Consider the following 12,035-nt stretch of genomic DNA (forward strand, 5'->3'; position numbering starts at 1 on the left):
GGACGGCGTCGTGAAGCGCGGAAGAATCAGCGCTTGGAGTACTGCGGTGCGCGGCGGGCCTTGTGCAGACCGGCCTTCTTGCGCTCCACGGCACGGGCGTCACGGGTGAGGAAGCCGGCCTTCTTCAGCTCGGAACGCTCCTGCGGGTTGTACTTGTTCAGCGCGCGGGCGATCGCGAGACGCATCGCACCGGCCTGACCGGACGGGCCACCGCCCTTGAGGTTGACCTGGAAGTCGAACTGGTTCTCGCGCTCGAGCAGGACGAGCGGAGCCTTGATCAGCTGCTGGTGCAGCTTGTTGGGGAAGTACTCCTCCAGGGTGCGGCCGTTGCAGGTGAACTGGCCGGAGCCCTGCACCATACGGACGCGGACGACGGCCTGCTTGCGGCGACCGACGGTCTGGATCGGGCCGTCGAAGACGGTGGGGGCAGCGACGAAGTCGTCACCCTCGGCCGGCTCGGCAACCTCGGCGATGGAGTCACCGATGCTGGCGACGAACTCCTCGTTGACGGCGTCAGTGGCGGCGAAGACCTCTTCGTCCACGGACTCGGCCTCGTAGTTCTCGTTGTCGGTCACTGTTCCACCTTCTTGATCTCGTAGGACTCGGGCTTCTGAGCCGCAAAGGGGTGCTCGGAGCCGGCGAAGACGCGGAGCTTCTTGGCGGACTCGCGGTTGAGCCGGTTGTGCGGCATCATGCCGACGACGGCGTCAGCGATGACGCGCTCCGGGTGCAGCTCCATGGAGCGACCCAGGGACATCGTCTTGAGGCCGCCCGGGTAACCGGAGTGGCGGTAACGGAACTCACGGTCCCGCTTGTTGGACGAGATGTGAACCTTGTCCGCGTTGATGATGATGACATTGTCACCGCAGTCGACGTTGGGGGCGTAGATCGGCTTGCCCTTGCCGCGCAGCAGGTCTGCCGCGTGGGTGGCGAGACGACCCAGGACCACGTCAGTGGCGTCGATGACGTACCACTTACGGGTCAGGTCACCGCTCTTCGGGTGGAAAGTAGTCATGTATGACTCCTTGGTCTTCATGGAACTGCCAGCCGGGAGACCCCTCGTCCCCGGAGAATCACCGGGAGAGGTGCCCGCAGCGGCCGGTGGGGACCTGCGGGCCGACCACCACTGTTCCACGAAACTCCGCGAAACGGACATGGATGGTCGCAACCTGAAGGAGGTTACCGGACGTACCCCGGTCTGACCAAGTCGGCCACCCGGCACCGCACCGGCACAACCTACGCCACACCGACACAGCCGCCGCCTTCCCCGGACGAGGGGACGGCGGCGGCTGCGGTGGCTGCGGTGGCGTGGTGTCTGGTGTCAGGCCCAGCTGTTCGCGGCGCTGGAGTTGATCTGACTCATACGCGAGTTGGCGTTGTCCACGGCACGGGCGATGGTCTGCAGCACCTGGTTGAGCTCCTCGGCTGCGGCGTCCCACCGTTTCTGCGCCGCCTGGTACGCGGTCGCGGACTCCCCCTCCCATTCGGCGACCATCGGGGCGATGTCACCCTTGAGCTGGTCGAGCATGCCGTTGATGTTGCGGTTGGTGGCGTGGATGTCGGCGGAGGCCTGGGCGATGTGTGCGAAGTCGTACTTGATCACGGTGTTGTTCCTGTCATTGCTTCAGTAGCGCTTTCAGTGGCGGTCGGTTGTCGTCGTGGAGACTCAGCGGAACGCCGCGATGTTGTCGTCCTCCACCTGCTGGAAGGCCCTCGCATTGCCCCGGATGTTCTCCGAGATGCCGTCGAGTGCCTGACGCAGCTCCCGCGCGGACTCGTGCCACCGCAGCATGAGCTGGGTGAACGCCGCCTGCGCGTCCCCCTTCCATGCCCCGGCCACGCCATCGACCGTCCCCTGCAAACGAGTCAGCTCGGACTGCACCTGGTCATTGACCGTGTCGACTTTCCCTGCCGTGGCCTGCATGACCTCGGTTGTCGTTCTGAAGCTCATGGGTCCCTCCCCCTAGATGTGTGTTGACGCGTGTGACGCGCTAGACGCGCCCGCCGTCGTGAAGACTCGGTGTACCGCTCCCCCGTCATCCACGGGGGAAGGTCACCGTAGAGAGACTCACCAGCCCCCGGAAAGGTTCCCCGGCTACTCCAGCAACGCCCGGTACGCCGTGGTGATGTGCTCGGACATCAGGGCACCGGCACGGTCGACGTCGCCCGCCTCGACCGCGGCGAGGATGGCGCTGTGCTGCCCCCGCAGCGTGTCCGCCACAGTGGCCCAGTCATCCTGCCCACGGAACCCCTTCAGGATCGGCAGCCTCAGCGACTCCCGGATCGCCTGGGTCATGTCGGCGAACAGCCGGTTGCCGGAACCGTGGGCCAGTGCGATGTGGAACCGGGTGTCGGCGTCGTTGAACTCCTCCCGGCTCACCCCCGGACGGTCCATGTCGGCGATCGCGGCGCGCATCGCCTCCAGGGCGGCGGCGTCCTGTTCCGCGGCGGCGAGCCGGACACTCTCGACCTCCAGGATGGTGCGGGTCTGCACCACCTCCTCCAGCCCGAAGTTGGACAGGGCGACGTGGAGCCGCAGGAACCTCGACAGCGCCTCGGAGGGCATCGCGGCGATGAACGTCCCCGCCCGGTGCCCGGACCCGACGTTCGACTCCAGCACCCCCTGCCCCTCCAAGACCCTGATCGCCTCACGGACCGCGGCCCGGCTGACCTGCAGCTGTTCGGAGAGCGTGCGCTCCGCGGGGAGGAGGTCGCCGACATGCAGTGCGCCGGAGAGGATCTGGTTCTCGATGGCCTCGACGACCATCTGGTGGGTCCGGATCCGCGGGACCGGTGTCCAGGCAGGTTGGTCAGTCATGGTCTTTTTCTACCATGCCGCTCCACCTGCGGCGGCGACAGGAGAAAGTCTTGACGGCAAAACTTGACGTGCTCTACGCTGTGGTCTGACCACTGGTGTGGTCTGAATCACCACGCTGCGGCCTACGTCGCACCCACACCCCCGACATCCACGAGGACCCCATGAGCTCCCCCTACCTCCCCGATCTCGCGCCGGTCGCGGACAACCTGTTCCTGTCGTCACTGGTCGCACTCCTGCCACTGGTCACCGTGTTCGTCACACTCGGCGTCCTGCGGTGGCGGGCCCACTGGGCCGGCCTCACCGCCCTCGCCGTGGCCCTGGTCGTCGCCGTGACCGTGTACGGCATGCCCGTCGGCCTCGCTGGCCTGTCCGCGACCCAGGGCGCCGTCTTCGGCCTGTTCCCGATCATGTGGATCGTGGTGTCCGCGATCTGGTTCTACGAGCTGACGGTACGGTCGGGACGGTTCCTCGACCTGCGGGCCGTGATCGACCGCATCTCCGACGACCCGCGGATCCAGGCGATCCTCATCGCGTTCTGCTTCGGCGGCATGCTCGAGGCCCTCGCCGGTTTCGGCGCCCCCCTGGCCATCACCGGGGTGATGCTCCTGGCCGTCGGCTTCGCCCGGATGCGCGCCGCCGTCGCCGTCCTCGTCGCCAACACCGCACCGGTGGCCTTCGGCGCCATCGCCACACCCATCATCACGGCAGGGGCGCTCACCGGCATCGACTACGAGCACATCGGCAGCATCGTCGGCCGGCAGACCCCCTTCATCGCACTGGTCGTCCCTCTCTTCCTCTGCCTGCTGGTGGACGGGAGGAAGGGGCTGCGGCAGTGCTGGCCGATCGCGCTGGTGATCGGGGCCGTCTTCGCCGTGACCCAGTTCGTGGCCGCCAACTACATCTCCGTCGAGCTCACCGACATCATCTCGGCACTGGCGGGCCTCGCGGTCGCCGTGGCCATGCTGCGGTTCTGGCGCCCCGAGGGCACCGACGAGGCCCGGCGGCGCCTGCTCACCGAACGCCGCGACGAAGAGGCCGGCGGCGAAGTCCAGGACGTGACCGGCACCGTGACCAGCAACGTGACCGGCACCCGTGAGCTGACGACCGCCCGCACCCTGATGGCGCTGTTCCCCTACCTGCTGGTCATCGCCGTGTTCTCCGTCGCCAAGCTGTGGGACCCGGTGAAGGACCTCCTGACCTCCACCGACCTCTCACTCGCCTGGCCCGGCCTCGACGGCAACGTCCTCACCGCAGAGGGGGACGTCTCGTCGGCGACCGTCTACGGGTTCCCCTGGCTCTCCTCACCGGGGACCCTGCTCCTGCTCACCGGCGTGATCGTGGCCGTGGTCTACCGGGTCTCCCCCGCCGTCGCCGCCAGGGCCTACTGGGAGAACCTGGTGAAGATGCGGTTCTCGATCCTCACCGTCGCCGCCGTCCTGTCCCTTGCGTACGTGATGAACCAGTCGGGGCAGACGATCACCGTCGGTCACTGGATCGCCGGTGCCGGCGCCGCCTTCGCGTTCTTCGCACCGGTGCTGGGATGGCTCGGGACCGCCGTCACGGGATCCGACACCAGTGCCAACGCCCTGTTCGCCACCCTCCAGCAGACCGCCGCCACCCAGGCGGACCTGGACCCGGCACTGATGGTGGCGTCCAACACCTCCGGTGGCGTCGTCGGCAAACTCGTCAGCCCGCAGAACCTGACCATCGTCGCCACCGCCGTGGGACTCGCGGGACGAGAGTCGGAGATCCTCCGGAAGGTGATGTGGTGGAGCATCGGGATGCTGGCCGCCATCTGCGTCATCAACGGGCTCCAGGCCACGGTCCTGCACTGGATGCTCCCCTGACCCGTACCCTCGACACCACGGTTACTGTGGTCCGACCACAGGAGCCACACCATGAAACCTACAGCCCCACCCGACGACAAGGACACGACCATGGTCAGACGCCAACTCCCCAACCCCTCCGAGATCCTCGACCTCATGCAGTTCAAGAAGCCCGAGTTCAACGCGAGGAAACGTCGCCTGGACTCCGCGCTGACCATCCACGACCTGCGCAGGATCGCCAAACGACGCACCCCGGCCTCCGCCTTCGACTACACCGACGGAGCCGCCGAGGAGGAGATCTCCATCGCCCGGGCCCGGCAGGCCTTCGAGGACATCGAGTTCCACCCCTCCATCCTCAAGGACGCGTCGGTCATCGACACCACCGCGACCGTCCACGGCGGCACCTCCGCCCTGCCCTTCGGCATCGCCCCCACCGGATTCACCCGGCTCATGCAGACCGAGGGCGAGATCGCCGGCGCCGGAGCCGCGGCGGCCGCCGGCATCCCGTTCAGCCTGTCGACGCTGGGAACCACGTCCATCGAGGACGTCAAGGCCACGAACCCGCACGGGCGCAACTGGTTCCAGCTCTACGTGATGAAGGACCGCGACATCTCCTACGGGCTCGTCGACCGTGCCGCCCAGGCGGGCTTCGACACCCTCTTCTTCACCGTCGACGCCCCCGTGGCCGGCAACCGCATGCGCGACACCCGGCACGGCTTCTCCATCCCGCCGCAGCTCACCGCGAAGACCGTCCTGGACGCCATCCCGCGCCCGTGGTGGTGGTACGACTTCCTCACCACCCCACCGCTGGAGTTCGCCTCCCTGTCCTCCACCGGAGGAACCGTCGGTGAACTGCTCGACTCCGCGATGGACCCCACCATCAACTACCGGGACCTCGAGGTCATCCGTGACATGTGGCCCGGCACCATCTCCGTCAAGGGAGTCCAGACCGTGGAGGACGCCGTGACCCTGGCGGAACTCGGGGTCGACTCGATCGTCCTGTCCAACCACGGCGGACGCCAGCTCGACCGCGCCCCGGTCCCCTTCCAGCTGCTGCCGGAGGTGCGACGCGCCGTCGGCGACGACATGGAGATCATCGTGGACACCGGAATCATGAACGGCGCGGACATCGTGGCGGCCGTCGCCCTGGGCGCGGACTTCACCCTCATCGGCCGCGCCTACCTCTACGGTCTCATGGCCGGCGGACGCGACGGGGTCGACCGGACGATCGCCATCCTGCGCTCGCAGATCGAACGCACCATGAAGCTGCTTCAGGTGACCTCGCTCGACGAGCTCGGCCCCGGACACGTCACCCAGCTCACCCGGTTCAACCGGGTCGGCCGGGACGAACCGGTCACCCGGGCCCGGCGGTGACCCTGGCGGTGGCCGTGAACCGGTCACAGTTCTCCCGCCGTCCCTCGGTGAGCTCCCGGTACTGGCAACCGACCGACACCTGGTGGCCGTCCACCAGCAGCACCCGCCAGGACGTCGTCGAGTCCGGGAAGCGTTCCTCGTAGGCCACCGGCGACCGGTCCGTCACCACGACTCCGCCGTCACCGCCGTCACCGCCGAGCCCGTCGAGCGCCCTGAGCATCACCGCGTCCAGTTCGTCCTGCGTACCGACCGGCGTCGGACGCGCGGCGACGAGGACACGCATCCCCTCGTCCCCGGACGTCCAGATCTCGCTGTCCGGGGTGCTCTCGGTCATCCTCCACCCGGGGACGTCGACCGACACCACCGCGTCCGGCGTACCGGCTGCACCCTCCGCATCGGGACCGCCTGCACTCATGTCACGCCACGACGCCCCGTCCTCCGCCCCCGGCGCGGTGGCGGATTCAGGTCCGGGTTCAGGTCCGGGTTCAGGTCTGGGGCCCCGGTCCCGCTCCGGTGCACCCCGGGCAGCGGTCGCTGTCTCGCCGGGGAGCCCGGGATCCACCGTGCGGAGGGCCAGGTTCCCCGCCACAAGACCGACCAGCACCACCGCCGTCACCGCCACCACCGTCGCCAGGACAGGTACCCGGCGGGACGCCCCGGCACGCCCGGTACCGTCGCGGACTGTCCGGCCCCGCTCCTCACCGGCCTGCCCGGCGGGGTACTCGTCGGAGTCCTCGTCGGGAGCGTCAGTTCCCCGGTCCTCCACCTCCTCCCGGGCCTCGGCGAGGTCGCCGGCGAGCCGCAGGGCCGAGCTGACGTCCACCGTGCGGGCCCGCAGCCCCGTCATCCTCAGGTAGGCGGCGGTGGCGTCCTTGTCGGGCCCCGCCACCAGGACATCACTGACCGACGACCCGATGCCCCAGGGGAACACCGTGCGCGGCACGACCGGATTGGCACTGGTGAGTTCCGGGTCCGACGCCCGGACGTCGAGCACCTCCGCCACCAGTTCCCGGACCGCCTCCAGGCGCCGCAACGGCACTTGCGACCCACGGAACACCGGCCCCGCCGGGCCGTCGGGGCCGTCGGGGCCGTCGGGGCCTTCCGGGCCGGTGGGGTCCCCGGCGCCGTCCCCGTCAGCGCACCGGACCTCGAAACCGCTGAGCAGGTCGGTGGCGCACAGGCCGTTGACCAGGACCCCCGACTCCGTGAGCGCGACCGCGGACGCGACCATCCCTGTGTTCATGCCCCGACCTCCCCTGTGTCCCCTGTGTCCACTGCGTCCACTGCGTCCCCTGTGTCCACTGTGTCCCCTGCGTCCCTTGCACCGTCTGCCCGTGCCGCCGTGGCGTCCGGGCCACAGACCGCCACCTGCATCTCCTCCGGTGCGGCCTGCACCAGCACCGCCCGGCCCGGCGGACGCGGCGACAGCACCTGCCCGGCGACCGGCCCGTCCTCCCTCGGCGCCGACAGCAGCACCCACGCCGTCAGGTCCCGGGTGCCCTGCATCAGCGGGGTGAACGCGCTGCGCCCGACCACCGCACTCCGCCGCGCGGTCACCAGGTGCAGTCCGATGTCCGCGGCGTGCGGGAGCAGCGGGACCAGCCGGTCCACGACCGCCGCCAGGTCGGCGGACTGGTCCAGGTCGTCGACCACGACCACCCGGTCGGTACCGCTCCACCAGGAACGTTCCCGCAGACTCTCCGGTGTGAGCTCCACGTCCTCCCCCGGGATCCGGGAGGTGAGTTCCTCCACCCACCTCGCCAGCACCGTGGCGAACGCCGCCACCGGACGGTACCCCGGCGCGCCGAGCAGACCGCGGCGCACATCGGTCACCAGCACCTCGGTGTCCGCCCGTCGTGTCGCGGCGTGCGTGACGGTGTGCAGCGTGGTCGTCGCCCCTGCGCGCGACTGCCCGACGACCGTGAGGTGGGGGAAGGTGTCGATGTCCCAGCCGACCGTGGCCAGCCGTGCGCCACCCACGCCGACGGGCAGACCCCTCCCGGTGATCTCCCCCAGTTCGTCGACGTGCACGAGTTCCGGCAGGACCCGCATGCTCCGTGGGTGTTCCCCGCGGTCCGCACTGACTTTGCGGACGTGTTCGACGTCCTGCGCGTCGGAGTACGCCACCTGCAGGTGCTTCCCGTCGGGTGACACGCCGCGCCCCGGGTGGTCGGGCAGGGTGCGCTGGGCGTCGCGGAACATCGACTCCGACGGGGTGAGCCGCAGCTCCACAGCCCCGGTGAGCAGGTCACGCAGCGCCGGACGGAACGTCCACCGCAGGGACGTCACCACCACGTGCACGCCCCGCTCCATCCCTGCGGCGACGAGTGCGGCGAGCCTGCGGTCCTCCTCGCCGACGGCGTCCAGACCGTCGACCACGAGCACCCGGTGCCTGGACGCCCACGGGACGTCCGCCGGGTCGTCCTGTTCCAGTTCGTCGAGCAGCCGCGGCAGCAGGTCGGCCCCCACCACCGCCGCCACCTGCGGCAGGCGCCCGAGGTCCCGGAGGGAGCCTCCCGGGTCCACCACGTAGATCCCCACCCCGGGCGACCCCAGCGCCAGGCCGAGCACGAGCGAGCGCACCAGTGTGGTCTTCCCCGTCCCCGGCTGCCCCACCACCGCCCAGTGCCGGCGACGCAGGTCCAGGACGAAAGGGCGCTGGACCCCGTCGAAGGGCAGGTCCTCCAGCCCCAGCCGGACGGTCAGGGGGGCCGTCGCCCCATCGCCGCCCATCACGGCGCTGGCCGGCAGCTGTTCCGGCAACGGCTCCAGCCAGATCGGGGTGCGGTTCGGGCCCGCGAGCCGGTCGATCACCAGCTCCATCGTGGTGCCCGTCGACTCCGGCTCCACACCCAGTTCACGCACCAGCCGGGAGTCCAGCGGGGACTCCGGGCCGGAGACGTAGGCGGCCTGGAAACGTACCTGTCCGACGGAGCTGAGGATCGCCGCACCAGGCGTCGACGGGAGCTCGTAGGCCGCTGTCGACCCGATGAGCTGGCGAGACTCCGTCGCGGAGAACGTCCGCAGTGCGATGCGGTACGACAGGTGCGACTCCAGCCCGCGCAACCTGCCCTCCTCCAGCCGTTGGCTGGCCAGGAGCAGGTGGATCTGCAGACTTCGCCCCAGCCGCCCGATGGCGGCGAAGACCTCCGCGAACTCCGGGCGGGCGTGCAGCAGCTCGGAGAACTCGTCGACGATCACGAACAGCGCCGGCATGGTCCCCGGGTAGGTCCTGTTGTACTCCGCGGCGGTGGCCAGCCCCGCGGCGTGCAGGCGCTCCTGACGACGGTGCAGTTCCCCCAGCAGGGAATCCTGCATCCGGTCGACCAGCACCGCCTCCTCCGACAGGTTGGTGATCACCGCCGAGGTGTGCGGCAGCCGCTCCATCCCGGCGAACGCCGCCCCACCCTTGAAGTCGATCAGCACGAAGTTCAGCTCCTCCGGGGGATGCTGGTGGGCGAAACTGGTGACCACCGCCCGCAGCAGCTCGGACTTGCCGCTGCCGGTCGCCCCGATGCACAGCCCGTGCGGGCCGATGCCGCCCTGGGCCGATTCGCGGATGTCCAGGTGCACCGGGGACGGTGAGAAGCCGATGGCCGCGCGCAGGCCCCCGCCAGCGACGTCCAGCACCGAACGGGAGGACCGGGCCACCGCCCGGGAACGGCACAGTCCGGCGAGTTCCACGTCGCTCAACCCGTCGGCCGTGGCGAAGGGGCGCCACCCGTCCACCGTCCATGCGGACAGTGAACCGTCCTGCGCGTGGAGCAGCAGGCCGCCGGCGGCCGCCAGCTCATGCCACGCCGGCGCCACCGACCCCGGGTCCGCCACCACCGTGACCGTGCCGGACAGCGGGACCGGGACGTCCTGCGCCGGGTCGTCGACGTGCACGAAACGGACGTGGACGGAGCCCTCGTCCGGTAGCCACCGGTCGTGGGGTCCGGTGACGCGCACCGCCGAGTCGCCGCGGACCACCGCCTGCCCCTGCATCGCCCTGACCAGACCGGGTGCCCCCTCGCCGGTGACCACAACACAGTCGAACTCCCGCAGGTCCACCGCCACCGGCGCCTCGATGGTGGCGTAGCTCCCGGCCAGGTTGCGCAGCGTGGTGGCGCAGACCGGTTCCAGGTCCTCCGGCGGGGCGTCCACGGGGATCTCCAGCGGTTCGTCCGGAACCTGCACCGCGGTGCCGATGCGCACCACACCCGGCTCGGTCGCGCGTACCTCGGACACGCCCCCGCCGTCCCCGGTCATCGTCCACAGCGCCTGAGGGTGCGGCTGCTCCACCGCCGCACGTTCCCACTGGTCCCGGCGTGCCCGGTGAAGGGCGTCCGACAACGCGTCCAGGTGCCGGTGGAACCCCCTGCGCACCTCGTCGACGTCCTGCCCGCCGGGGCTGACCATCATCGCCAGGCTGCCGAGCATCATCAACGGGAAGATGAAGGCCATGGGTGAGCGCCCCATCCCCGAGAGCACCATCGCGGCGACCATGCCGACCACGGCGACGACCATCACCACCGGCATGAGTATCCGGATGAACGGCTGCCTGTTCTTCGGCAGTGTCGGTGGAGCCTGAGACTTCAACGACGGCTTCATAGGCGCACTTCCCCCTCGCGTCCCCCTGCCGCGCCCCCTGCGCGACAGCTGTCGCCCACAGACTGTACACTCTCGAGGCAACCGGCCACGACCGTCGGGGACGCGTCAGGGGGACGCGGACGGTCGCGGGACGCACCACCACAAGGGGGAGGACCCAACCATGATCGCCGTCAGCATCACCGTCCGTCCGGGCGGTGACGACGCCCGCACCGTCGAGGCCACCGTCGCCGACACCGTGCCTGTCGCCGAACTGATCCCGCATCTCGTCGACGCCGCCCCCGGCGACGTCTGGCGGCTGTCCGGCCCGCTCGGGGTGCTGCGCCCCGAGCACTCCCTCGCCGACTCCGACGTCCGGCCCGGTGAACGTCTCACCCTGGACCGGGACAGTCTGCCACCACCACCGGTCGACGACGTCGGGCACCTGAGCACGCCGGTCGCCGCCTCCCCGGCGGTGTGGGTCGCCGCCCTGGCCGCCGCGGCCGTCTGCGCGGTGGCGTGGGCCCCGGTGTGGGGTCCCGGCGAGCGGATGCGGTGGCACCCGCTGGACATCAGCGACACAGCGCGCGGCCTGCTCGCCGGCGACGACCCCGCCGGTGCCCTGCCTGTCGTCGCGGTGCTGCTGCTGGCCACCCTGGCCGCCGCGGCGGGGTCGCTGGCCGACCGGCGCTACGTCAGCGTTGCCGCGGTCCTCGGTTCCGGTCTGGGGCTGCAGGTCAACGTACTGGCCGCCTGTGTCATCGCCGCTCTCGCGGTGTGGCGCGGCGGTGTGGTCCGCACGGTGACCGTGGGTCTCTCGCTGGCTGCGGCGGTGAACGCGGCGCCCGGGTTGACGACGCTGTCCGCGGTGGTGGCCCTGACCTTCGCCGGGCAGCTCGCCGTCGGGTTGGCGGGGATCAGGCTGCCGCGGATCCCGGCGACCGGACTCTTCACCGGCCGGCGGGGCTCTGCGGACGTCAGCACGGGGGACGACCCGTCGGGGGCCGACGGTGCGACGCCCGGCGCGGTGGCTGCCGCACGGGCGGTGCGACTGCACTCCGCCGTCGTCGTGACCTGCTGCGTCATCATCCTCGCCGGTGCCGTCCAGCTGGTCCCGCCAGGGGTGGGTGCCGGTACGGGGTGGGAGTCGGGCGCACTGCTGGCGGTGGCGACCTCGGGCCTGTCGGCACGGGCCACCCGACCGGTCCACGCGGTCGCGGTGACCCTGACCTCCACCGCTCTGGTGCTGTGGGTCGCACTGCATCTGCCCCTGCCCTGGATGCTGCTGGCCCTGGCACCGGTGGCGCTGCCGGCCGTCCGGGTCACCTCGCCGTTGGCGGGACGGGTCCTCGACATCCTGGAGACCCTGGCCTTCACCGCCTGTGTCCCGCTGCTCATCGCGACCACCGGCATCTTCGGCGTCGTCCGGGGCATAGGCTGATGCGGCT

Annotated in this window: 10 protein-coding genes; 3 read left to right on the top strand and 7 right to left on the bottom strand. The window is 70.4% G+C overall.

Annotated features, from left to right (window positions below; genetic code table 11):
* Window positions 1–26: 26 nt before the first annotated feature.
* The 5 genes from rpsI to Q0A34_RS00670 form a co-directional block, all read right to left on the bottom strand.
* Window positions 27–542: a 30S ribosomal protein S9 gene (rpsI, locus tag Q0A34_RS00650; RefSeq protein ID WP_291477546.1), complete on the bottom strand. Its 516-nt coding sequence runs from the start codon at window positions 540–542 to the stop codon at window positions 27–29.
* A gap of 29 nt (window positions 543–571) precedes the next feature.
* Window positions 572–1,015, bottom strand: coding sequence for a 50S ribosomal protein L13 (rplM, locus tag Q0A34_RS00655; protein ID WP_291477458.1), 444 nt, complete (start codon window positions 1,013–1,015; stop codon window positions 572–574).
* A 306-nt stretch (window positions 1,016–1,321) separates the two neighbouring features.
* Window positions 1,322–1,603 carry a WXG100 family type VII secretion target gene (locus Q0A34_RS00660; protein WP_291477459.1) on the bottom strand — a complete coding sequence of 94 codons (282 nt, stop codon included), beginning with the start codon at window positions 1,601–1,603 and terminating at the stop codon, window positions 1,322–1,324.
* A gap of 63 nt (window positions 1,604–1,666) precedes the next feature.
* Window positions 1,667–1,951, bottom strand: a complete 285-nt coding sequence (locus Q0A34_RS00665) for a WXG100 family type VII secretion target (RefSeq protein ID WP_291477461.1) — start codon at window positions 1,949–1,951, stop codon at window positions 1,667–1,669.
* 144 nt (window positions 1,952–2,095) lie between these two features.
* Window positions 2,096–2,818 carry an FCD domain-containing protein gene (locus Q0A34_RS00670; RefSeq protein ID WP_291477463.1) on the bottom strand — a complete coding sequence of 241 codons (723 nt, stop codon included), beginning with the start codon at window positions 2,816–2,818 and terminating at the stop codon, window positions 2,096–2,098.
* 161 nt (window positions 2,819–2,979) lie between these two features.
* On the opposite strand from Q0A34_RS00670, the gene Q0A34_RS00675 reads away from it, so the two are divergent.
* On the top strand, window positions 2,980–4,665 hold the full coding sequence (locus tag Q0A34_RS00675) for an L-lactate permease (protein WP_291477465.1): 1,686 nt from the start codon (window positions 2,980–2,982) through the stop codon (window positions 4,663–4,665).
* Between the two features lie 90 nt (window positions 4,666–4,755).
* Entirely contained in the window at window positions 4,756–6,018 is a 1,263-nt protein-coding gene (locus tag Q0A34_RS00680; protein WP_291477547.1) for an alpha-hydroxy acid oxidase, read from the top strand.
* Here Q0A34_RS00680 and Q0A34_RS00685 read toward each other — a convergent pair.
* Together Q0A34_RS00685 and Q0A34_RS00690 are read right to left on the bottom strand one after the other, a co-directional pair.
* A complete protein-coding gene (locus tag Q0A34_RS00685; RefSeq protein ID WP_291477467.1) occupies window positions 5,999–7,261 on the bottom strand; it encodes a type VII secretion-associated protein in 1,263 nt (420 codons plus the stop codon). The genes Q0A34_RS00680 and Q0A34_RS00685 overlap by 20 nt on opposite strands.
* Window positions 7,258–10,611: an FtsK/SpoIIIE domain-containing protein gene (locus Q0A34_RS00690; protein WP_291477468.1), complete on the bottom strand. Its 3,354-nt coding sequence runs from the start codon at window positions 10,609–10,611 to the stop codon at window positions 7,258–7,260. Before Q0A34_RS00690 ends, Q0A34_RS00685 begins: the two co-directional genes overlap by 4 nt.
* Window positions 10,612–10,771: 160 nt before the next feature.
* Between Q0A34_RS00690 and Q0A34_RS00695 the strand changes: the two genes are divergently transcribed.
* The gene (locus Q0A34_RS00695; protein ID WP_291477470.1) at window positions 10,772–12,028 is read left to right on the top strand and encodes a hypothetical protein; all 1,257 of its coding nucleotides are present in this window, start codon (window positions 10,772–10,774) and stop codon (window positions 12,026–12,028) included.
* Window positions 12,029–12,035 lie beyond the last annotated feature (7 nt).

It is taken from the genome of Corynebacterium sp., from assembly GCF_022712195.1.
Taxonomy (GTDB): Bacteria; Actinomycetota; Actinomycetes; order Mycobacteriales; family Mycobacteriaceae; genus Corynebacterium.

Excerpts from the sequence above, each read along its gene's own strand:
- Q0A34_RS00690 (WP_291477468.1), bottom strand. The coding sequence starts at position 10,611 with ATGAAGCCGTCGTTGAAGTCTCAGGCTCCACCGACACTGCCGAAGAAC.
- Q0A34_RS00695 (WP_291477470.1), top strand. The coding sequence starts at position 10,772 with ATGATCGCCGTCAGCATCACCGTCCGTCCGGGCGGTGACGACGCCCGC.
- Q0A34_RS00675 (WP_291477465.1), top strand. The coding sequence starts at position 2,980 with ATGAGCTCCCCCTACCTCCCCGATCTCGCGCCGGTCGCGGACAACCTG.
- rplM (WP_291477458.1), bottom strand. The coding sequence starts at position 1,015 with ATGACTACTTTCCACCCGAAGAGCGGTGACCTGACCCGTAAGTGGTAC.
- Q0A34_RS00665 (WP_291477461.1), bottom strand. The coding sequence starts at position 1,951 with ATGAGCTTCAGAACGACAACCGAGGTCATGCAGGCCACGGCAGGGAAA.
- Q0A34_RS00685 (WP_291477467.1), bottom strand. The coding sequence starts at position 7,261 with ATGAACACAGGGATGGTCGCGTCCGCGGTCGCGCTCACGGAGTCGGGG.
- Q0A34_RS00670 (WP_291477463.1), bottom strand. The coding sequence starts at position 2,818 with ATGACTGACCAACCTGCCTGGACACCGGTCCCGCGGATCCGGACCCAC.
- Q0A34_RS00680 (WP_291477547.1), top strand. The coding sequence starts at position 4,756 with ATGGTCAGACGCCAACTCCCCAACCCCTCCGAGATCCTCGACCTCATG.